Origin of the sequence: Halalkalibacter krulwichiae (assembly GCF_002109385.1) — a bacterium.
Lineage (GTDB): Bacteria > Bacillota > Bacilli > Bacillales > Bacillaceae_D > Halalkalibacter > Halalkalibacter krulwichiae.
This window is the reverse complement of sequence record NZ_CP020814.1, coordinates 169,362-188,451: the sequence shown is the minus strand read 5'-3', so window position 1 is coordinate 188,451 and position 19,090 is coordinate 169,362. Positions and strand designations below refer to the sequence as shown.

Sequence of the window (19,090 nt, the reverse complement as noted above, 5' to 3'; positions counted from 1 at the left end):
TCTTCCTACAATTACTTGTCTATTAAATGAATATGTATAACAGTCGTGCTATACCCCCATTTTGTGTTAATGATTCCTATTTTTTCTCTCATTATATCATTTCGAAAAATGTTGCAGTTACATGAAAAGTGAACATAATAAAAAGCCAATCTCACGTGATTGGCTTCCAATTCCCTATTAATTATTGATTTCCTTTTTTGATCCATTCTGCAACTTGGACCGTACGCTTCGCTTGATATTTAGCTGCCTCTTCAACGTCTTCTTGCATTTTGCCATCTTGACCTACTGTTACACTCACTCCGTAAGGGTTTCCTCCTGAAGCAAATTGTACAGGATCAGTATATCCTGGAGAAGCAATGATTGCACCCCAGTGGTGCATTGTCGTATATAGTGAAAGGATGGTTGCCTCTTGACCACCATGTGCGTTACTTGCTGATGACATCGCACTTACTGCTTTATTGGCAAGTTTTCCATTAAACCAAAGTCCCCCAGTTGTATCTATGAATTGTTTCATTTGTGCAGGCATGTTCCCAAATCGTGTTGGTGTACTAAAAATAATTGCATCTGCCCACTCTAGGTCAGCTAATGTCACTTCAGGTACGTCTTTTGTTGCTTCTGCATGAGCTTTCCAAGCTGGGTTAGAATCGATTGCTGTTTGCGGTGCAAGTTCTGGCGCTTTTAACACTTTAACTTCTGCACCTGCTGCTTTCCCACCTTCTTCAGCCCATTTTGCTAACTGATAGTTTGTTCCTGTAGAACTGTAGTAAATTACCGCTAAATTAATGTTTGACATATTTGTCATCTCCTTATTGCTTCCAAATAATTTTTCTAGAATCCCCATCAAAATCACCTACTATCATTCTCAATGAATGAACTGAAAATATCTTAATTTAATTTATAATTAATTCGAGATACAAAGCCAAAGATAGCTTTTCCCCTCTACAAATAGATACTATCATAAAGTATAATACAAAATCAATGATATTTACTTTATTTTTGTAAGTGATATAAAAGAGTATTATCTCTTCCCTGTATACCCATATACATTCAGAAAATAGTCTGCTATAATTATTTTATAAATGAATGACAGTCAGTCACTCTTGTTTTAAATTGGTTTTAGGAGGAATGATAATGCCCGAGGCAAAAGATGATAAATATAAATTAATAGTTGATGCAGCATGTAAAGTGATTCGTGAAAAAGGCTATGAAAAAGCATCTGTTTCCCAGATTGTCAAAGAAGCAGGTGTCGCTCAAGGGACATTTTATTTATATTTTGATTCAAAAAGCGCACTTGTTCCAGCAATAGCAGAACGAATCCTTCACTTCTTATTATTGGAGTTAAAACGTCACGATCAAAGTAGCAAATCGATTCATGACACAATTAAAGCGGTTGTTGAAACAACTTTCCAGATCACAGAAACATATAAAGAATTAATCGAATTATGTTATTCAGGCCTGACATACTACCATGCGTTTGAGAGATGGGAAGAGATTTATCAACCATACTACGATTGGCTTGAAGAAAAACTAACAATGGCCGTTCATAATGGTTCAATGCAAACAAAGATTAACCTGAGCTATTTAACGAAAATGATCATTAATTTAGCGGAAACAACCGCAGAAACAAATTATTTTTCTAATCGGAACGAAAATGAAATAGAAGAAGCTAAAAGACAGGTCTTGCTCTTTATTGGCTGTTCACTGACTGATTGTCATTCAGTTTGAAAATTTTAATGAGGTGTTACTATGACGTCGCTTGATACGTCTTATACTTTACAAAATAAGCTTTTAAAACTGTCTGTCTATGGAGCACTCCTTCTTGCGATAATAGGAATAGTGATAGGCTATCTCGTTTCTTCGCAGATGGTCTTATTTGATGGATTGTACTCTTTTATCAGTGTGATCTTGTCCTTTTTATCCTTATATACAGCAAATTATATTCGAAAGAAAGATATTAAAAGATTTCCTTTCGGCAAAGAAATGCTAGAACCAATAGTGATTATTATTAAATATCTCGTCATTCTCCTTTTAACCTTTTCTGCTCTTGTGTCCTCGTTCATTACTGTTTTTAATGGAGGAAGAGAAACAGTTGTTGAGTTTGCCTTGCTCTACGCTCTTGTATCAACAATTGTTTGCTGGGCAATATATGCCTGCCTACAGAAGCATTCAAAAGAGGAGTACGGTTTAATAAAAGCCGAAGCAAACCAATGGCGTATGGATATGTACTTAAGTGGAGCTGTTCTAATAGGATTTCTTTTTGCGAGCTTACTAAGCCTTACACCTTATTCACATATAATCCCATATGTCGATCCATTAATGGTTATTTTGGTTGCTAGTTATTTTGTTAAAGTACCGATAACCGAAATGGCAAAAGCTATTAAAGAAGTATTGGAAATGGCTCCAGCACAAGCGATTGAGGAGAAGTACCAAGATGTTGTTTTCTCAATTGAAAAGACATATAAAGTAGAACAATCCTACTTAAGGATGTCTAAGGTCGGAAGTAAATTATACGTAGAGATTGATTTTATCTTGAATAACCAATCAGATATCCTCACAATCGACGACCAAGATTTCATTCGCGAACAGATTGATCAACAAACAAAGGAACTAAAATATGAAAAATGGGTAACGGTTTGTTTTACAAAGAATCGCAAATGGGCTCATTGAAAAAAAGTGGATTCTTAGATAACGATCTAAGAATCCACTTTTACGTGTAATTTATCCTAATTTAACTATTAACTAGCTTATTCTACCGTCACGCTTTTTGCTAAGTTACGCGGCTTATCAACATCACAATCGCGATGCAATGCTGCATAGTAAGAGATTAATTGAAGCGGAATAACTGTTACAAGAGAAGTTAGATATTCATGAACAGGTGGAATTACAAATGTATCTCCATCATGCTCTAATCCTTCCATGCTGATAATGCAAGGATTCGCTCCTCGAGCTGCTACTTCTTTTACATTTCCACGGATGCTTAAATTAACATGCTCTTGTGTTGTAACTGCTACTACTGGAGTTCCTTCTTCGATAAGAGCGATTGTACCATGTTTTAATTCTCCACCTGCAAATCCTTCTGCTTGAATATAAGAGATTTCTTTCAGTTTAAGAGCTCCTTCTAAACAAACAAAATAGTCAGCTGCACGACCAATAAAGAAGCAATTACGCGTTGTTGCTAGGAAATCTCGAGCGATTTGTTCTAGCTTTTCCTTCTGATCACAAAGTGTTTCCATTGCACTTGCAACGATTGCAAGCTCTTGTATTGGATCGAAATCTAATTCAATTCCTTTTGCGTTCGCTGTATCTACTGCCAGCAACGTCAAAACTGCCATTTGTGCTGTATAAGCTTTTGTAGATGCAACAGCAATCTCTGGTCCTGCATACGTGTGTAAAGTAAAATCAGCTTCACGAGAAAGTGTTGAACCTGGAACATTTGTAATCGTTAATGTTTTATAGCCTTTTTCCTTCACTTCAACTAAAACTCCACGAAGGTCAGCTGTTTCTCCACTTTGAGAAATAAAAATAAAGAGTGGGTTATCTGACAGTAGAGGCATATTGTATAAAAACTCACTCGCAATATGGACTTCTACTGGGCGATTTGCAATTTTTTCAATAAGTTGTTTCCCAACTAAACCAGCATGGTAACTAGTTCCAGCAGCAATAATGTAAATACGATCTGATGATTTCATTGCTTGACGAATGTCATCATCCAAACGAACCGTACCATCATCATTCTGATACTTTTGAATGATGTTACGAATGACAAATGGCTGTTCATCAATCTCTTTTAACATGAAATGAGGGTATGTTCCTTTTTCAATGTCACTCGCGTCTAATTCAGCTGTATAAGGTTCACGGGTTACAACAGTACCATCTAATTTCTTAATTGTTACTTGATCACGGGAAACAAGCACAATCTCTTGATCCATAATCTCAACAAATTGGTTAGTTACTTGAAGCATAGCCATTGCATCTGATGCAATCACGTTCACGCCTTCACCTACACCAATTAGAAGTGGACTTTTGCTTTTTCCAACATAGACAAGATCTGTATTTTGTTTATCGAGAAGCGCAAGTGCATAAGAGCCTTTTAATAAAGACAATGTATGACTAAAAGCTTCTTCAACAGATTTACCATCTGCAACTAAGCGGTCAACTAATTGAACAATAACCTCTGTATCGGTATCGCTCACCATAGGAATATCTGATAAAAACTCTGATTTTAATTGTTCATAGTTCTCAATAACACCGTTATGAACAAGTGTAAATCTAGCTGTTTCACTTTGATGAGGGTGTGCATTCGTACGACTCGGAACACCATGTGTTGCCCAACGAGTATGCCCAATCCCTACAGTTGCAGAAACATCTTCCTCTACCACTTCACGTAATGCTGCAATGCGCCCTTTTTCCTTAAATACATGAACGCCGCTTTCGTTCGCAACAGCAATACCAGCTGAGTCATAACCACGATATTCTAGTTTTTCTAGTCCGCGTAATAAGATTTCTTTAGCGTCTTCCGTTCCAATATAACCAACAATTCCACACATAACTAGTTACCTCCCGATATATGGGGTAAGAAACCTAAGGGGCACTCTTACCCCCACTCTCATTATTTTAGAGGCATGGTTACTTCTGGCTTTGTGCAAAGAGTTGCCTCTTTGTTTTCTCCAAAAGTCTAACGGTTGTCATGCTACAACCGGAGGGCATCCGCCGAACACTCGATACTCCCTCTCCTCGTCAACTACACTCATGGTAGTTCAGGCGCTTTAATCGATTATGGAACATACTACCCACCTTTCTTTTCCTGACTTTTTCCATCATACATCAGCTCACTATTGGTCGTCAATCATTACTAAAAACTAACAAAAAGAGTGGGTTTAAACTCTATATAAAAAAATATGCATAAGCAGCGATTTATGTGCTGCTTATGCATGAAAAGATTATTCTAAACCCATTTCCTCTTGGACAACAGTAACAATTGCGTCAACATAGTTATCGCAAAGTTCTTCTGTTTTGGCTTCAACCATTACTCGAACTAACGGCTCAGTACCAGATGGTCTAACGAGCACACGACCTTCTCCCGCCATCTCACTTTCAACTTCTGCAATAACTGCACTTACTTTCTCATTGTCGCTTACAGCATGCTTATCTGTTACACGAACGTTCACTAACTTTTGTGGGAACGTCTCCATTTCAGCTGCAAGTTTCGATAACGGTTTTCCTGTAATTTTCATAATATTAACTAACTGTAAAGCAGATAGTAAACCGTCACCTGTTGTCACATGATCAAGGAAAATGATATGGCCGGATTGTTCTCCACCAAGGTTAAATCCACCCTTTCTCATTTCTTCCATTACGTAACGATCACCAACAGCTGTTTGTTTAAATTCAACACCGATTTCTTCCAACCCTTTGTAGAAGCCTAAATTGCTCATTACTGTAGAGACAACTGTTCCGTGCTTTAACCATCCTTGTTCTTTCATAAACTTAGCACAGATGAACATAATTTTATCGCCATCAACGATTTCACCATTTTCATCAATGGCAATTAAACGGTCAGCATCCCCATCAAATGCTAGTCCAATTTGAGCTCCCTTTTCACGTACGAGCTCAGCCAAAGCTTCTGGATGAGTCGACCCACAATTTTCATTAATATTAACTCCGTTTGGTGATGTTCCCATCGTTGAAATATCAGCCTCTAAGTCAGCAAATAAGTGCGGAGCTAATGAGGAGGCTGCACCATGAGCACAATCTAGCGCAATATGAAGACCAGAGAAATCTTCCTGCACCGTTTGCTTTAAAAATTGCAAATACTTTTGGCTACCTTCAAAATAATCGTTTAACTGACCTAGTTCGCCTCCAACGGGTCTTGGTAATTCATCCTCCCCATCTAAAAGGCGCTCGATCTCTTCCTCTTGCTGATCTAATAATTTAAATCCGTCCGGGCCAAAGAATTTAATTCCATTATCGGGTACTGGATTATGAGAAGCGGAGATCATAACTCCGGCATCCGCGCTTAAAGCTTTCGTTAAAAAAGCGACACCAGGTGTAGAAATCACACCAAGTCTCATAACTTCTGCTCCTATAGAGAGCAAGCCTGCAACAAGAGCACTCTCTAGCATTTCTCCAGAGATTCGTGTATCTCGACCAATAATGACTCGAGGCTTTTCAGTATGCTTTGTTAATACATATCCACCCATTCTACCTAACTTAAAGGCAAGCTCTGGTGTAAGTTCGGTATTTGCAACCCCACGCACACCATCTGTACCAAAATATTTTCCCATTATTCATTCTCTCCTTCAAACTAATCGTCAATCAGTACGCTCAATAATTTCAACTGGAATCATTAGATCTTCTACTTCAAATCGAATATTAGGAGGCCCATTCACCTGAACTTCAACTTCATGCTCTCCCGCTGCTAGATCACTCACATCAACGAAAACTTGAATGTCTGCTAAACTAAGTCTTTCCAATAACTCAGCTGATCCTTTTGCTCTAATCGATATTGTTGGATTACTTGTGCCATTAAATGTGACATCTTCATCATCCTGGCTTCCAATCGTTTCCACAGGCACATCTTCAAAATCAACTGAATCTTCTTCATCAATGGTAACAACGACATTTACCTTTTCCGGTGATACTCTCTCAATCCCTGGAGGAACTGGAACTGTCATTTCAAGTGTTTCTGATTCTGTCAGTTCATTCAGATCTAGTTCACCAACATCAACAACATTTGTACGTTCTATAATGTCATTAGGACCATAAATCGTTACTTCTTCTGGTTCAATTTTAATATTATTAATGCTAAGCCCTTCAGGTAATTCTCCAATTCGTGTTACTTTTGCTGGAACCAATCGGTTAGGACTTGTAATAGGAACCTTTACATCAACTACCTGAGGTTCAACCGTCAAAAATAACTCTTTTCCATCTTTGTCATAAAGTTTTACTGGCGTTGTTTCCTCAATTGTTCGATCTGCACCTGCAACATCAACAAATGCTTTGGCTACACTAACCTCACCTACAAGATTTCTCGCTGCAGTAACATCCACATTAATCGGACTAACAATTGGAGTACCAACTGTGTACCCTTCTTCTACTTCATTTGAATTGATTATATCAACTTGAACAGGAAATGATACTGTCTGCTTTTCCTGTAATTCAACACGAACATATTGCGGAACAATCGATACAGATAATTCACTTGGGAAATTCCTATGTTGAACACTTAAAGTATGTACCCCTTCTCCTCGATCAGTTACATCAACAAACACTTCGTAGGAAGGCCTGGTTAGCTGAAATAAGGTTAACTGAGCTTGAGGACCACGTAAATTAACTTGGACATGTTCAGTTTTATCTGTAATCGCATAATTTTCTTCATCGTAAAGCACTGTTAACTCAACATCTTCTAGCGTATACGTTGGGTTAATTGTTGGAAGGACACCACCTGGTTGACTCGCTAGATTGTCCATATTTACCATTGTAAACAGCATAAGAGCAATGAAGAAAGAAATAATCTTAACAAACCAATGGCTATTAAATAACTTATCCATTCTTCTTTCCTCCCCAATGCCAGCGAGACGTTGTTGTGCTCTTGCTTTCTACTAGCAACTCACGCTCTAATAAGCTCCGCAGTCTTTCTTCATCAAGATCACGGTGAAGCTCTCCGTTTTTCGTTAGCGATATACCGCCCGTTTCTTCGGAGACAACAATGGTAAGAGAATCTGTTACTTCACTAACTCCTAAAGCTGCGCGGTGTCTTGTTCCTAATTCTTTAGAAATAAAAGGATTCTCTGATAAAGGAAGATAACAAGCAGCAGCTAATATCGTATTATTTTTTAAAATAACGGCTCCATCATGTAATGGAGTATTTGGTATAAACGTATTAATTAACAATTCCGAGGTTAAATTCGCATTCATCTGAATACCGGTTTCAACATAATCACTCATGCCAGTTTCACGTTCAAGTGACATAAGTGCTCCGATTCTTCTTTTTGCCATATAAGAGGATGCCTTTATAATAGCATCTATTGAATTTTTCACATGGTCATCTTGGGGAACTGTTCGACTCGAAAAGAGTCTTCCTCTCCCTAGTTGCTCCAACCCTCTTCTAAGTTCCGGTTGAAAGATAATAATGATGGCAAGTAATCCATACGTAATTGTTTGATTCATTAAGAATTCAAGGGTTCGAAGTCCTAAGAAACGACTCAGAAACCAAATCGCTAAGATAACGGTTATTCCTTTTACTAACTGTACCGCTCTTGTACCTCGTATGATCATTATTGCCTTATAAACAACAAATGTAACTACCAATATATCAACAACTTGCCCAACATAGTTGAGCCAACCAAACTCTTCTAAAGAAAACATGGCTCTTCCTCCAAACCACTAACATACGTCAAGAGACATTTTCATAATGCTATTCTCATTACTCTCCATTATATCATAGTAGATATTGAAGTCCTACTCATTAGAGTCTCTTTGTTCTGCAACTGGAATGACTTGCTTTAAAAATTGCTTAATATGATACCAAGTCCATTCTAATGCTTGATCAATCTCATGAATTTCTCCAGAGACATGACCAATAGACGCATAATACGCTTCACTATTTACTAACAATACATTGCCTTGTATTTCTCCATCTACTTGCAACTGTCCATTTCTAACTACAATATCTCCTTTAATAACTTCTCCCTCAGGAACAATAACTCGACCACTTTCCTGGTCAATTTGTACATGACCAGACCCAGATACAACAACTTGTTCTTCACCACTGTTCCAGAGTGATGAAATACTTGTGACCATTAATATGAAGAAAACCGCCGCCGAGACCAAAATAGGATGCTTCCTTGTCCATTGTTTCCACTTTGACACTTGCTTTCTTTCTGGTAATCTTCCCATTACTGAATCTGTAAAACCAATTGGAGCTTCTATATGAGATGAGCTTTGAACAAATGCAATTACTTTTTTTAGTTCATGCATGTGTTGTTTACAACACTCGCATCCTTTTAGATGTTGATCAAGTAACTTTTTTTCTTCTATAGTCGCTTCTTCATCCACAACCTTCTGAATAAGCTCTTCATAATACTCATTACATTTCATCTTCATATCCCTCCTTATACATGGCGCATTCTTTTTCTAAGTGCTTCTCTTCCACGGTGAATTCTTGTCTTAACAGTAGAAGGTGGAATATCTAAAATTTCGCTTATCTCATTAATTGAGAGATCTTCAATATATTTTAATATAATAGCTGTTCGATATTTAGGCGGGAGTTGATTAATCTCAGCCTGAACCCACTGTTGACGCTCTAAAGCCACAACTTGATCATCTGGCAAATCATCACTTGCGGCTAATTGTGACTCATACGTTAAACCTTCGGACCCTTTTACTTCTTCCTGTAAATAAAAATCTGGTTTCTTTTTGCGTAGTCGATCAATCGCTACATTCGTTGCAATTCTAAATAACCAAGTTGAAAACTTACGATTGATATCAAAACGATCAATGTTTGTATACGCTCGAAGAAATGCTTCTTGGGCAACATCTTGAGCTTCATGCATGTTTCCCACCATTCTATAAGCAACTTGAAAAACTTTGTCTTTATATAGTTCAACAATTTCTGAGAAAGCTTGTTGATTCCCTTTTCTCACTTCCCTAATCAATCTCTTTACAATTATATCCATAAAGTAATCCCTGCCTACACTCGTTCTGACTTTTATACGTAAAACTAAACGATAAAGTTTCATTTTCCATTTATTACATATAATAACATGATTTCTGTTTCAACTTTAAAATATTAGGGTATTTAAATAATACTTAATTAAAAACAAAAAATTAATACCAATTTGTTATAACATCATTCAAAACGGATCAGCACTCTTCTTTGAACTGCATATATTTCACTCAAATTTGTTAGACAGTAACTACTTTAGAAGGATGTGGATAATATGGATCAAAAAAGGCAGCTTATACAAGATATAGAACGATACAGAAACCTTTTAAATGAAAAATCAAAAACAACCTCTTTAATTTCAAAGGAGATGCTGGAATACAGTCACAAATTAGATCAGCTTTTAAATGAATATGATTACTTAGTGAGTAGAAACAAATGGCATAAAGAAAAAACAAACATATAAAAAACCATAGATGTTTTATCTATGGTTTGAATTATTATGTATTGGTGGAGCCTAGCGGGATCGAACCGCTGACCTCCTGCGTGCAAGGCAGGCGCTCTCCCAGCTGAGCTAAGGCCCCAAACTATGGAGCGGAAGACGGGATTCGAACCCGCGACCCCCACCTTGGCAAGGTGGTGTTCTACCACTGAACTACTTCCGCGTCTTTTTAAATAGCAAAAATGAGCCATGAAGGACTCGAACCTTCGACCCTCTGATTAAAAGTCAGATGCTCTACCAACTGAGCTAATGGCTCTAAAATGGCTGGGCTAGCTGGATTCGAACCAACGCATGACGGAATCAAAATCCGTTGCCTTACCGCTTGGCGATAGCCCAATCATGGTGGAGGGGACGGATTCGAACCGCCGAACCCGGAGGGAGCGGATTTACAGTCCGCCGCGTTTAGCCACTTCGCTACCCCTCCATGATAAAGGATGCCGGCCAGAGGACTTGAACCCCCAACCTACTGATTACAAGTCAGTTGCTCTACCAATTGAGCTAGGCCGGCATATATGGTGGAGGATGACGGGATCGAACCGCCGACCCCCTGCTTGTAAGGCAGGTGCTCTCCCAGCTGAGCTAATCCTCCATTAAATCAAAGTTATATGGTGACCCGTACGGGATTCGAACCCGTGTTACCGCCGTGAAAGGGCGGTGTCTTAACCGCTTGACCAACGGGCCATTTTGTATGTCACTAACTGACAAAAAATATTATATCTAAAGTTAAAGAAAAAAACAAGCTTTTTTTAAAGGGAAATTGTTTGTTTTTAAACCTATTTCAGCATTAAAAAAACGCCTTTACAGGTTTATACTGAAGGCGTATAGACGGTCCTTCTGGAGCTTCCAAGCGGACTTGAACCGCTGACCCCTACCTTACCATGGTAGTGCTCTACCGACTGAGCTATGGAAGCATAAATATGGCTCCACAGGTAGGACTCGAACCTACGACCGATCGGTTAACAGCCGATTGCTCTACCACTGAGCTACTGTGGAATAATGGCCTGGCAACGTCCTACTCTCACAGGGGGAAGCCCCCAACTACCATCGGCGCAGAAGAGCTTAACGACCGTGTTCGGCATGGGAACGGGTGTGACCTCTTCGCTATCGCCACCAGACTTATGTAAGAGAATGGTTCTCTCAAAACTAGATAATGCGTAATAGAAACTCAAGAATATATTGGATAAGTCCTCGACCGATTAGTATCTGTCAGCTCCACGTGTCGCCACGCTTCCACACCAGACCTATCAACCTCATCATCTCTAAGGGGTCTTACTGGATTAACTCCATGGGAAATCTCATCTTGAGGGGGCTTCATGCTTAGATGCTTTCAGCACTTATCCCGTCCACACGTAGCTACCCAGCTATGCTCCTGGCGGAACAACTGGTACACCAGCGGTGTGTCCATCCCGGTCCTCTCGTACTAAGGACAGCTCCTCTCAAATTTCCTACGCCCGCGACGGATAGGGACCGAACTGTCTCACGACGTTCTGAACCCAGCTCGCGTACCGCTTTAATGGGCGAACAGCCCAACCCTTGGGACCTACTTCAGCCCCAGGATGCGATGAGCCGACATCGAGGTGCCAAACCTCCCCGTCGATGTGGACTCTTGGGGGAGATAAGCCTGTTATCCCCAGGGTAGCTTTTATCCGTTGAGCGATGGCCCTTCCATGCGGAACCACCGGATCACTAAGCCCGACTTTCGTCCCTGCTCGACTTGTAGGTCTCGCAGTCAAGCTCCCTTTTGCCTTTGCACTCTACGAATGATTTCCAACCATTCTGAGGGAACCTTTGGGCGCCTCCGTTACTGTTTAGGAGGCGACCGCCCCAGTCAAACTGCCCACCTGACACTGTCCCTGAACCGGATCACGGCTCGAGGTTAGAATGTCAGCACAGTCAGGGTAGTATCCCACCGACGCCTCCACGTAAGCTGGCGCTCACGCTTCCAAGGCTCCTACCTATCCTGTACAAACTGTACCAACATCCAATATCAAGCTACAGTAAAGCTCCATGGGGTCTTTCCGTCCTGTCGCGGGTAACCTGCATCTTCACAGGTACTATAATTTCACCGGGTCTCTCGTTGAGACAGTATCCAAATCGTTACACCATTCGTGCGGGTCGGAACTTACCCGACAAGGAATTTCGCTACCTTAGGACCGTTATAGTTACGGCCGCCGTTTACTGGGGCTTCAATTCAGAGCTTCTCCCAAAGGATAACCCCTCCTCTTAACCTTCCAGCACCGGGCAGGTGTCAGCCCCTATACTTCGCCTTGCGGCTTCGCAGAGACCTGTGTTTTTGCTAAACAGTCGCTTGGATCTTTTCACTGCGGCTCTCTCGGGCTTGCACCCTAATAGAGCACCCCTTCTCCCGAAGTTACGGGGTCATTTTGCCGAGTTCCTTAACGAGAGTTCTCCCGAGCGTCTTAGAATTCTCTTCTCGCCTACCTGTGTCGGTTTGCGGTACGGGCACCTCTCACCTCGCTAGAGGCTTTTCTAGGCAGTGTAGGATCAGGAACTTCGGTACTAATATTTCCCTCGCCATCACAGCTCAGCCTTTATGGAAAGCGGATTTGCCTACTTTCCAGCCTAACTGCTTGGACGCGCATATCCATCAGCGCGCTTACCCTACCTTTCTGCGTCCCCCATTGCTCAAACGGTGAGGAGGTGGTACAGGAATTTCAACCTGTTGTCCATCGCCTACGCCTTTCGGCCTCGGCTTAGGTCCCGACTGACCCTGAGCGGACGAGCCTTCCTCAGGAAACCTTGGGCTTTCGACGGAGGGGATTCTCACCCCTCACTCGCTACTCATACCGGCATTCTCACTTCTAAGCGCTCCACCAGTCCTCTCGGTCTGACTTCGCTGCACTTAGAACGCTCCCCTACCACTGACACCAGAAGGTGTCAATCCATAGCTTCGGTGATACGTTTAGCCCCGGTACATTTTCGGCGCAGAGTCACTCGACCAGTGAGCTATTACGCACTCTTTAAATGGTGGCTGCTTCTAAGCCAACATCCTGGTTGTCTGGGCAACTCCACATCCTTTTCCACTTAACGTATACTTTGGGACCTTAGCTGATGGTCTGGGCTGTTTCCCTCTTGACTACGGATCTTAGCACTCGCAGTCTGACTCCCGAGGATAAGTATTTGGCATTCGGAGTTTGACTGAATTCGGTAATCCTGTGGGGACCCCTAGTCCAATCAGTGCTCTACCTCCAATACTCTTCCCTCGAGGCTAGCCCTAAAGCTATTTCGGGGAGAACCAGCTATTTCCGAGTTCGATTGGCATTTCACCCCTACCCACACCTCATCCCCGCACTTTTCAACGTGCGTGGGTTCGGGCCTCCATTCAGTGTTACCTGAACTTCACCCTGGACATGGGTAGATCACACGGTTTCGGGTCTACGACCACGTACTAATGCGCCCTATTCAGACTCGCTTTCGCTGCGGCTCCGCCTATTCAGCTTAACCTTGCACGGGATCGTAACTCGCCGGTTCATTCTACAAAAGGCACGCTGTCACCCGTAAATGGGCTCCAACTAGTTGTAGGCACACGGTTTCAGGATCTCTTTCACTCCCCTTCCGGGGTGCTTTTCACCTTTCCCTCACGGTACTGGTTCACTATCGGTCACTAGGGAGTATTTAGCCTTGGGAGATGGTCCTCCCGGATTCCGACGGGGTTTCACGTGTCCCGCCGTACTCAGGATACGTCTCGGAGAGACGGGCATTTCGGCTACAGGGCTGTTACCTTATACTGCGGATCTTTCCAGATCGCTTCACCTATGCTCGTCTTTTGTAACTCCGTATGAGACGTCCTACAACCCCAAGAGGCAAGCCTCTTGGTTTGGGCTGTTTCCGTTTCGCTCGCCGCTACTTGGGAAATCGCATTTGCTTTCTCTTCCTCTGGGTACTTAGATGTTTCAGTTCCCCAGGTCTGCCTCCTCACACCCTATGTATTCAGGTATGGGTACCATCCCATTACGGATGGTGGGTTCCCCCATTCGGATATCCTCGGATCAAAGCTTACTTACAGCTCCCCGAGGCGTTTCGCCGTTCGTCGCGTCCTTCTTAGGCTCCTAGTGCCAAGGCATCCACCGTGCGCCCTTTCTAACTTAACCATTTTGGCTGCAGATCTTCTTCGCATTTCTTCGTCAGCTTCGTGGATCTCAGTCATGTCACGTACGGGTGTACGTTCCATTCTTTCGACCACTCGCTTCCTCGAACTACTCGAAGCTCTTTGCCAAAAACGATCTATTTTGAAAAAGTCGTTTTTGAATTCTTGACATGCTCGTTTGATCTTCTCTTATAAATAAGATACCGATAAAACTAACATTGTTTCTATTGCATTATCTAGTTTTCAAAGAACCAAAGTCACTAACTTTTTTCTTACAAAGTTAGTTTCTATTAATTGAAGGGAGTTCCTTCAAAACTGAACAAAAGACCAAAGCGTTATATGGTTCTAAAACCATACATCGACTAGAGTATTACTCCATAGAAAGGAGGTGATCCAGCCGCACCTTCCGATACGGCTACCTTGTTACGACTTCACCCCAATCATCTGTCCCACCTTAGGCGGCTAGCTCCCAAAAGGGTTACTCCACCGACTTCGGGTGTTACAAACTCTCGTGGTGTGACGGGCGGTGTGTACAAGGCCCGGGAACGTATTCACCGCGGCATGCTGATCCGCGATTACTAGCAATTCCGGCTTCATGTAGGCGAGTTGCAGCCTACAATCCGAACTGAGAATGGCTTTATGAGATTGGCTCGACCTCGCGGTTTTGCTGCTCTTTGTACCATCCATTGTAGCACGTGTGTAGCCCAGGTCATAAGGGGCATGATGATTTGACGTCATCCCCACCTTCCTCCGGTTTGTCACCGGCAGTCACCTTAGAGTGCCCAACTAAATGCTGGCAACTAAGATCAAGGGTTGCGCTCGTTGCGGGACTTAACCCAACATCTCACGACACGAGCTGACGACAACCATGCACCACCTGTCACTTATGTCCCCGAAGGGAAATCCCTATCTCTAGGGAGGGCATAAGGATGTCAAGACCTGGTAAGGTTCTTCGCGTTGCTTCGAATTAAACCACATGCTCCACTGCTTGTGCGGGCCCCCGTCAATTCCTTTGAGTTTCAACCTTGCGGTCGTACTCCCCAGGCGGAGTGCTTAATGTGTTAACTTCGGCACTAAGGGCATCGAAACCCCTAACACCTAGCACTCATCGTTTACGGCGTGGACTACCAGGGTATCTAATCCTGTTTGCTCCCCACGCTTTCGCGCCTCAGCGTCAGTTACAGACCAGAGAGTCGCCTTCGCCACTGGTGTTCCTCCACATATCTACGCATTTCACCGCTACACGTGGAATTCCACTCTCCTCTTCTGTACTCAAGTCTCCCAGTTTCCAATGACCCTCCACGGTTGAGCCGTGGGCTTTCACATCAGACTTAAAAGACCGCCTGCGCGCGCTTTACGCCCAATAATTCCGGACAACGCTTGCCACCTACGTATTACCGCGGCTGCTGGCACGTAGTTAGCCGTGGCTTTCTGGTTAGGTACCGTCAAGGTACCGCCCTATTCGAACGATACTTGTTCTTCCCTAACAACAGAGCTTTACGAACCGAAATCCTTCATCACTCACGCGGCGTTGCTCCGTCAGACTTTCGTCCATTGCGGAAGATTCCCTACTGCTGCCTCCCGTAGGAGTCTGGGCCGTGTCTCAGTCCCAGTGTGGCCGATCACCCTCTCAGGTCGGCTACGCATCGTCGCCTTGGTAAGCCATTACCTTACCAACTAGCTAATGCGCCGCGGGCCCATCCTGCAGTGATAGCCGGAGCCATCTTTTAGTCTAAGACCATGAGGTCTCAGATATTATCCGGTATTAGCACCGATTTCTCGATGTTATCCCAGTCTACAGGGCAGGTTGCCCACGTGTTACTCACCCGTCCGCCGCTAACTGAATTAAGAGCAAGCTCTTAATTCAGTCCGCTCGACTTGCATGTATTAGGCACGCCGCCAGCGTTCGTCCTGAGCCAGGATCAAACTCTCCATAAAAGTGTTTGATTTGTGCTCAAATCGTATCGCTAACGATACTTAATTGTGATTTTACAAAATCACTTAAAATTGACGAGATATCATGTATCTCTTTCGCTTGGCTTTTGTTCAGTTTTCAAAGAACTCATTGTCACTCAACAGCGACTTTAATAATTTATCACAACCGGAACAAGAATGTCAACAAGTAAATTAACAACTTGTCTCGGCGACGGAAATAAATATAACACGATTTAAAGTTACACGTCAATACATTAAGAGAATTTTTTTCAAGCGTAACACAATCTACTGTGTGTTACGCTTATTTAAAACATATTTCATTGTTTCTTTCGGGGGTACAAAGCGCTTATAAATCTTAAAGACAATCTGATATTTTTCCTCCATTGCCTTTTTTACGACCTCATCAATACGAGGATCAGACATATCTAGAAGTAACTCTTCCATTTCTCTTTTTAACATATACTCTACTTCTTGAACTTCTTTTTTGTTTAAGATAACACCTAACACACCCTACCACCTCGACTATCGTGACTGAACAACTATCAAAGACCAATGACTTTCACCAATCCCAAAACCTTAGGCTTTTAAATTATTTTCATTTTCATCCAATTTTATTCATAACTTCCCACTTCTAACCATAAATTGATGATAACGATGGACAAGGAGGGGACACAATGAATTTTTTTTGGATTTTCCATGCAAAGCGTGTTAAGCAATTATCCCTTATCATAATCGCTGCCTTCTTCACTGCTGGTTTGCTTTATGTAGAACGATCTCAAATAGCTGTTTTTTCTACATCAGATGGACCGCAAGCTTTTTATAAAGCCGAAACAGATGATAAACAAATTGCTTTAACCTTTAACATCAGCTGGGGGGAAAATCGTATTAGGCCGATTTTAGACATTCTAGACCAAAAAGAGATAGATCATGCAAACTTTTTTATTTCTGCTTCCTGGGCAGAACGTTATCCTGATTTAGTCAAGGAAATTAAAGATAAAGGTCATTCAATTGGCAGCCATGGCTATCAATACAAAGATTATACAGGCTGGGAATCTGATAAAATTAGACAAGACCTCAATCAAAGTAGCCAAGTACTAACCGAACTAACTGGTGAGCGACCTACTTTATTGCGACCTCCAAATGGATCTTTCAATAAAGAAGTGTTAAAAATTGCAGATGCACAGAATTATTCTGTTATCCACTGGAGTGTTAACTCAAAAGACTATCAAAACCCTGGAGTCGAAGCGATTGTGAATGAAGTAGTTTCTTCTGCTGATTCAGGTGATATTATCCTCTTTCATGCATCTGATTCTGTAAAACAAACTCATCAAGCCCTTCCAATCATTATTGATCAACTTCGGGATAAAGGGTACTCCTTTACAACAGTAGAAGATTTAATGGCAAGTACAAAAGCTAAAAATGAAGAGGTTAAATAAAAATGAACGCCTTAGTAAAGTCTAAGGCGTTCATTTTTTTATTTAGATTGGTTATTAAGACGATGCAAGATCAATAGTTGCCACGTATTTGCTGTAATTAAAGGTGTGAAATACAGCCATAACCATTTTGGATCATTTACAGTTAATGCTGGAACCCACTCAATTGTAGTTACAACTACGATAAAAAAGAGAGCAGGAATAAACGCACCTTTATTTGTACCTTTTGCTTTTATAAAAGCAATCACTATTCCGTAAAATAAAAGCAGCAACGGCATCACCATATATCCCCAAATCGTTTCCCCTGTTTCCGCAAAAGCAACATAACGGAAATAAATAAGATCAAACACGGTAAATGCAATTAAAATAAGCTGAACATAATTCCAAAGCTTTTGTGATTTAAATAACCCCAATCCGAAACGATGAACCGTTAAATAAGCGAAAAAGCCCATTTGACTAATCAAGCTAAAGGCTGCAGAAATTCCAATCATCCAAATAATCCCAAACAACATATTAAGAAACGAGCCTTCTGTGTAAACATTGAACTCTAAAATAAAACCGACAATCGTACCACTTATACTTCCCACTAATAAAGTGGTAAAAAATAAATAAACGACTTTCCGACTGTTCACAGGCAAATCCTCCAAAAATTCAATTCTGCTTCCATGATTGTATCAATCTCCAATAAAAAATGCTAGATTTTCTCTTTCTGTCATGTATAAAACGTCGACAAATATCTCAAATTAATGACAAAATGACCGAAAGGGGCCACACGCATGAAAAAGACTGTTTTCGTATTTATCCTTACTATGCTCCTAACCATTGTTACAAGTTGTGCGCAAGCTGAGAACGGTGGCGGAAACACTCCAGATTATGAAAGCACAAAGAAAATGATGGTCGATATGCTTAAAACGGACGAGGGAAAACAAGCTATCCAAGAAATTATGACAGATGAAGAATTACAAAAGGAAATCGTTATGGATAATGCCTTTGTCAGAGTAACCATTCAAGAAACCCTCACGTCAGAAGCAGGAAGACAGTTTTGGCAAGACGTGATGAAAGATCCTGAATTCGCTCAGACCTTTGCAGAAAGCATGCAAACCGAAAATGAAAAATTACTTAAAGGTTTAATGAAGGATCCCGAGTATCAAAGTATGATGATTACCGTTCTACAAGATCCTGAAATGGAACAAGCACTTTTAGAAACATTAAAAGCAAAAGAATATAGACAACAAGTCATGACCATTATGACAGAAGCTTTCGAAAGTCCTTTCTTCATAGCTAAAGTTAATGAAGTTCTAGAAAGAGTTGCTCAACAACAACTAGAGAAACAAGACCAAGCCCAGGGCGGCGGCGGACAGGAAGGTGAAGGCGGTCAAGAAGGTGGTGGTGGCGGACAGTCATCATAAGAAAAAGGATGTCGTGTAAGATCAGCCCTTCACGACACC

General features: G+C 41.6%; 14 protein-coding genes, 10 tRNA genes and 3 rRNA genes. 5 read left to right on the top strand and 22 right to left on the bottom strand.

Features of this window, described 5'->3' with window-relative positions; translation table 11 throughout:
- Positions 1 to 181: 181 nt before the first annotated feature.
- A complete protein-coding gene (gene wrbA / locus BkAM31D_RS01025) occupies positions 182 to 841 on the bottom strand; it encodes an NAD(P)H:quinone oxidoreductase (RefSeq protein WP_066159309.1) in 660 nt (219 codons plus the stop codon).
- Positions 842 to 1,131: 290 nt separating this feature from the next.
- Between wrbA and BkAM31D_RS01020 the strand changes: the two genes are divergently transcribed.
- Together BkAM31D_RS01020 and BkAM31D_RS01015 are read left to right on the top strand one after the other, a co-directional pair.
- Positions 1,132 to 1,725: a TetR/AcrR family transcriptional regulator gene (locus tag BkAM31D_RS01020; RefSeq protein ID WP_066159306.1), complete on the top strand. Its 594-nt coding sequence runs from the start codon at positions 1,132 to 1,134 to the stop codon at positions 1,723 to 1,725.
- 21 nt (positions 1,726 to 1,746) lie between these two features.
- A complete protein-coding gene (locus BkAM31D_RS01015; protein WP_066159303.1) occupies positions 1,747 to 2,667 on the top strand; it encodes a cation diffusion facilitator family transporter in 921 nt (306 codons plus the stop codon).
- Positions 2,668 to 2,744: 77 nt separating this feature from the next.
- Here the strand turns inward: BkAM31D_RS01015 and glmS are convergent, their stop codons facing one another.
- The 6 genes from glmS to sigW all read right to left on the bottom strand — a co-directional run bounded on the left by glmS (position 2,745) and on the right by sigW (position 9,677).
- On the bottom strand, positions 2,745 to 4,547 hold the full coding sequence (gene glmS / locus BkAM31D_RS01010; RefSeq protein ID WP_066159300.1) for a glutamine--fructose-6-phosphate transaminase (isomerizing): 1,803 nt from the start codon (positions 4,545 to 4,547) through the stop codon (positions 2,745 to 2,747).
- Between the two features lie 393 nt (positions 4,548 to 4,940).
- Positions 4,941 to 6,284, bottom strand: coding sequence for a phosphoglucosamine mutase (glmM, locus tag BkAM31D_RS01005; RefSeq protein ID WP_066159296.1), 1,344 nt, complete (start codon positions 6,282 to 6,284; stop codon positions 4,941 to 4,943).
- 27 nt (positions 6,285 to 6,311) lie between these two features.
- Positions 6,312 to 7,550 (bottom strand): CdaR family protein, encoded by a 1,239-nt coding sequence (locus BkAM31D_RS01000; protein WP_066159293.1) that lies wholly within the window; start codon positions 7,548 to 7,550, stop codon positions 6,312 to 6,314.
- Positions 7,543 to 8,367, bottom strand: a complete 825-nt coding sequence (gene cdaA / locus BkAM31D_RS00995; protein WP_066159289.1) for a diadenylate cyclase CdaA — start codon at positions 8,365 to 8,367, stop codon at positions 7,543 to 7,545. The genes BkAM31D_RS01000 and cdaA overlap by 8 nt, the downstream gene beginning before the upstream one ends.
- A gap of 93 nt (positions 8,368 to 8,460) precedes the next feature.
- Positions 8,461 to 9,099 carry an anti-sigma factor family protein gene (locus tag BkAM31D_RS00990; RefSeq protein WP_066159286.1) on the bottom strand — a complete coding sequence of 213 codons (639 nt, stop codon included), beginning with the start codon at positions 9,097 to 9,099 and terminating at the stop codon, positions 8,461 to 8,463.
- Positions 9,100 to 9,113: 14 nt separating this feature from the next.
- Positions 9,114 to 9,677 (bottom strand): RNA polymerase sigma factor SigW, encoded by a 564-nt coding sequence (gene sigW / locus BkAM31D_RS00985; RefSeq protein ID WP_066159283.1) that lies wholly within the window; start codon positions 9,675 to 9,677, stop codon positions 9,114 to 9,116.
- Between the two features lie 264 nt (positions 9,678 to 9,941).
- Between sigW and BkAM31D_RS00980 the strand changes: the two genes are divergently transcribed.
- On the top strand, positions 9,942 to 10,130 hold the full coding sequence (locus BkAM31D_RS00980; RefSeq protein WP_066159279.1) for an aspartyl-phosphate phosphatase Spo0E family protein: 189 nt from the start codon (positions 9,942 to 9,944) through the stop codon (positions 10,128 to 10,130).
- A gap of 42 nt (positions 10,131 to 10,172) precedes the next feature.
- Here the strand turns inward: BkAM31D_RS00980 and BkAM31D_RS00975 are convergent.
- From BkAM31D_RS00975 to BkAM31D_RS00910, 14 genes are all read right to left on the bottom strand, one after another.
- Positions 10,173 to 10,248 (bottom strand) — tRNA-Ala (locus BkAM31D_RS00975).
- Positions 10,249 to 10,254: 6 nt separating this feature from the next.
- Positions 10,255 to 10,329 (bottom strand) — tRNA-Gly (locus BkAM31D_RS00970).
- Positions 10,330 to 10,349: 20 nt separating this feature from the next.
- A tRNA-Lys gene (locus BkAM31D_RS00965) sits at positions 10,350 to 10,422 on the bottom strand.
- 5 nt (positions 10,423 to 10,427) lie between these two features.
- A tRNA-Gln gene (locus BkAM31D_RS00960) sits at positions 10,428 to 10,502 on the bottom strand.
- Between the two features lie 4 nt (positions 10,503 to 10,506).
- Positions 10,507 to 10,590 (bottom strand) — tRNA-Tyr (locus tag BkAM31D_RS00955).
- Positions 10,591 to 10,601: 11 nt separating this feature from the next.
- Positions 10,602 to 10,674, bottom strand: a tRNA-Thr gene (locus BkAM31D_RS00950).
- 5 nt (positions 10,675 to 10,679) lie between these two features.
- Positions 10,680 to 10,755, bottom strand: a tRNA-Val gene (locus BkAM31D_RS00945).
- Between the two features lie 17 nt (positions 10,756 to 10,772).
- Positions 10,773 to 10,847 (bottom strand) — tRNA-Glu (locus BkAM31D_RS00940).
- Between the two features lie 154 nt (positions 10,848 to 11,001).
- Positions 11,002 to 11,077: transfer RNA gene (locus tag BkAM31D_RS00935), tRNA-Thr, on the bottom strand.
- A gap of 7 nt (positions 11,078 to 11,084) precedes the next feature.
- Positions 11,085 to 11,159: transfer RNA gene (locus BkAM31D_RS00930), tRNA-Asn, on the bottom strand.
- A gap of 6 nt (positions 11,160 to 11,165) precedes the next feature.
- Positions 11,166 to 11,281: ribosomal RNA gene (gene rrf / locus BkAM31D_RS00925) — 5S ribosomal RNA — on the bottom strand.
- Between the two features lie 61 nt (positions 11,282 to 11,342).
- Positions 11,343 to 14,278 (bottom strand): 23S ribosomal RNA (locus tag BkAM31D_RS00920).
- A 377-nt stretch (positions 14,279 to 14,655) separates the two neighbouring features.
- Positions 14,656 to 16,212: ribosomal RNA gene (locus tag BkAM31D_RS00915) — 16S ribosomal RNA — on the bottom strand.
- The 16S, 23S and 5S rRNA genes sit together here with 10 tRNA genes alongside, the layout of an rRNA operon.
- Positions 16,213 to 16,494: 282 nt before the next feature.
- Positions 16,495 to 16,716 carry a hypothetical protein gene (locus BkAM31D_RS00910; RefSeq protein WP_066159671.1) on the bottom strand — a complete coding sequence of 74 codons (222 nt, stop codon included), beginning with the start codon at positions 16,714 to 16,716 and terminating at the stop codon, positions 16,495 to 16,497.
- Positions 16,717 to 16,883: 167 nt separating this feature from the next.
- On the opposite strand from BkAM31D_RS00910, the gene pdaB reads away from it, so the two are divergent.
- Positions 16,884 to 17,645: a polysaccharide deacetylase family sporulation protein PdaB gene (pdaB, locus tag BkAM31D_RS00905; protein ID WP_066159668.1), complete on the top strand. Its 762-nt coding sequence runs from the start codon at positions 16,884 to 16,886 to the stop codon at positions 17,643 to 17,645.
- A gap of 38 nt (positions 17,646 to 17,683) precedes the next feature.
- On the opposite strand, the gene BkAM31D_RS00900 is transcribed toward pdaB, so the two are convergent.
- Positions 17,684 to 18,274, bottom strand: a complete 591-nt coding sequence (locus BkAM31D_RS00900) for a KinB-signaling pathway activation protein (RefSeq protein WP_066159664.1) — start codon at positions 18,272 to 18,274, stop codon at positions 17,684 to 17,686.
- A 144-nt stretch (positions 18,275 to 18,418) separates the two neighbouring features.
- Between BkAM31D_RS00900 and gerD the strand changes: the two genes are divergently transcribed.
- On the top strand, positions 18,419 to 19,051 hold the full coding sequence (gene gerD, locus BkAM31D_RS00895) for a spore germination lipoprotein GerD (RefSeq protein ID WP_066159661.1): 633 nt from the start codon (positions 18,419 to 18,421) through the stop codon (positions 19,049 to 19,051).
- Positions 19,052 to 19,090: the final 39 nt, after the last annotated feature.

What these genes read in the sequence shown, in the direction of transcription:
- glmS (WP_066159300.1), bottom strand. Translation starts at nt 4,547, where the DNA reads ATGTGTGGAATTGTTGGTTATATTGGAACGGAAGACGCTAAAGAAATC.
- pdaB (WP_066159668.1), top strand. Translation starts at nt 16,884, where the DNA reads ATGAATTTTTTTTGGATTTTCCATGCAAAGCGTGTTAAGCAATTATCC.
- BkAM31D_RS01000 (WP_066159293.1), bottom strand. Translation starts at nt 7,550, where the DNA reads ATGGATAAGTTATTTAATAGCCATTGGTTTGTTAAGATTATTTCTTTC.
- BkAM31D_RS01015 (WP_066159303.1), top strand. Translation starts at nt 1,747, where the DNA reads ATGACGTCGCTTGATACGTCTTATACTTTACAAAATAAGCTTTTAAAA.
- BkAM31D_RS00980 (WP_066159279.1), top strand. Translation starts at nt 9,942, where the DNA reads ATGGATCAAAAAAGGCAGCTTATACAAGATATAGAACGATACAGAAAC.
- wrbA (WP_066159309.1), bottom strand. Translation starts at nt 841, where the DNA reads ATGGGGATTCTAGAAAAATTATTTGGAAGCAATAAGGAGATGACAAAT.
- sigW (WP_066159283.1), bottom strand. Translation starts at nt 9,677, where the DNA reads ATGGATATAATTGTAAAGAGATTGATTAGGGAAGTGAGAAAAGGGAAT.
- BkAM31D_RS01020 (WP_066159306.1), top strand. Translation starts at nt 1,132, where the DNA reads ATGCCCGAGGCAAAAGATGATAAATATAAATTAATAGTTGATGCAGCA.
- gerD (WP_066159661.1), top strand. Translation starts at nt 18,419, where the DNA reads ATGAAAAAGACTGTTTTCGTATTTATCCTTACTATGCTCCTAACCATT.
- BkAM31D_RS00990 (WP_066159286.1), bottom strand. Translation starts at nt 9,099, where the DNA reads ATGAAATGTAATGAGTATTATGAAGAGCTTATTCAGAAGGTTGTGGAT.
- glmM (WP_066159296.1), bottom strand. Translation starts at nt 6,284, where the DNA reads ATGGGAAAATATTTTGGTACAGATGGTGTGCGTGGGGTTGCAAATACC.
- cdaA (WP_066159289.1), bottom strand. Translation starts at nt 8,367, where the DNA reads ATGTTTTCTTTAGAAGAGTTTGGTTGGCTCAACTATGTTGGGCAAGTT.